Consider the following 1,344-nt stretch of genomic DNA (forward strand, 5'->3'; position numbering starts at 1 on the left):
GAACGATTGCCGGTTTCGAGGCAATGCTGTGGTTGAGGAAAGGCTTCGAGCGCCATCACTTCCTGCACGAGGACCGCAAGGCTGTTGATGCCGGCCCGAAAGTCGATCGGTTCGCGGTGCAGGTAGACCTTGAGATCAGCGTCCAGTCTGTACATGACCAAGTGCTCCAATGATCGCCGTCAAAGCATCCACATCACTGCATTCCAGCGTCAACTTCACGCCGTTCGGCAAGCATGCGCTCACCTTGGCTGGGATTGGTGACGACTTCGACAGCCGCTCTTCACCCCACGTGGCAGGCCTCTCACCCGAATTGCTCTGCATCGACAGGCTGCGCTTATGCTTCATGCAGCTAAGCGGCGTCTACGGCAGAAGACGTGCGGCTCGTCCTGTTCGCCTGGTCGCATTGTTGCAATAACTGGAGGCCTGTTGGACGGATCTGTGCCGGGACTGCTCCATGGCTTCTGGCAGGGGGACGCCACGATTAGCAGCCTCTGTAAGATACCCTGACCGCAGCCCATGAGCCGAAAACTCTCCGGGCTCCAGGCCAGCCAGCGCCGCCCGCTGCTTGACGATCTGATTGACCGCACTCGGCTCCAGCGCCCGCTTCGAAACATTGCCCCAGCGATCGATCTTCCGAAAAATGCTCCCGCTCTCAACTCTGGCAGAGGTCATCCAGGCATTCAGCGCATCCACCGGCCGACCGGTCAGATAAACGACCTCATCGTGCTCGGTCCCTGACGTTTTGGTGCGGCCCAGATGAATGGCGAGAGAGGGGAGGGAAGGGCCGCCCTCGACAGTGATTGGCGGCTCGACCGTGAGCTGCTCCCTACGCAAACCGGCAATCTCACTGCGACGCCGTCCGCCGGACGCGAATGCTACCATCAAGATTGCACGGTCGCGGATGTCACGAAGGCCGTCGGTGCTGCAGGTCGCGAGCAGCTTTGCCAGGACGTCGCCGGTCACCGCCTTGGCGCTCTTGCGTTTCCTTGGACGCGGCGTCGCACGGACGGCAAGCCGTATAGCCGATTTGAGGGCAGGGGAGGAGAAGACACCGGCCAGCCCGCGCCATTTCGTCAGCGTCGACCAACTCGCAAGCCGCCGGCGCACCGTATCGGGCGCGTGCGGCCCGGAGGATCGAAGGAACCGCTGGTCCCGCAGGCTCTGCTCGACATCAGCTGGCATTCCGTGATGAGGATCGATGTCGCGCTGGTCTGGCTGCCACAGATGATGGGCGACGAATTTCAGCAGCAAGGCTTCGGGTGTCGGCCAGGGGAGGGAGGCCCCGGTTGCGGCGAGCGACCAGGCCTGCAGATAGGCAAGGTCGGACGTGAGTGCGCGCAAGGT

General features: G+C 62.4%; 2 protein-coding genes and 1 pseudogene. All 3 read right to left on the reverse strand.

The features are described 5' to 3' along the window. A partial coding sequence (tnpB, locus tag PDO_RS29460; protein ID WP_007603404.1) for an IS66 family insertion sequence element accessory protein TnpB occupies positions 1-155 on the reverse strand: 155 nt, incomplete at its 3' end. Further along, positions 136-303 (reverse strand): annotated as a pseudogene (locus PDO_RS29125) (IS66-like element accessory protein TnpA); the annotation flags it as partial. The pseudogene PDO_RS29125 and the gene tnpB, both read right to left, overlap by 20 nt. Positions 304-360: 57 nt before the next feature. After that, on the reverse strand, positions 361-1,344 hold a 984-nt coding region (locus PDO_RS15070; RefSeq protein ID WP_007603406.1), incomplete at its 5' end, for a tyrosine-type recombinase/integrase.

The organism is Rhizobium sp. PDO1-076, from assembly GCF_000247475.1.
Lineage (GTDB): Bacteria > Pseudomonadota > Alphaproteobacteria > Rhizobiales > Rhizobiaceae > Allorhizobium.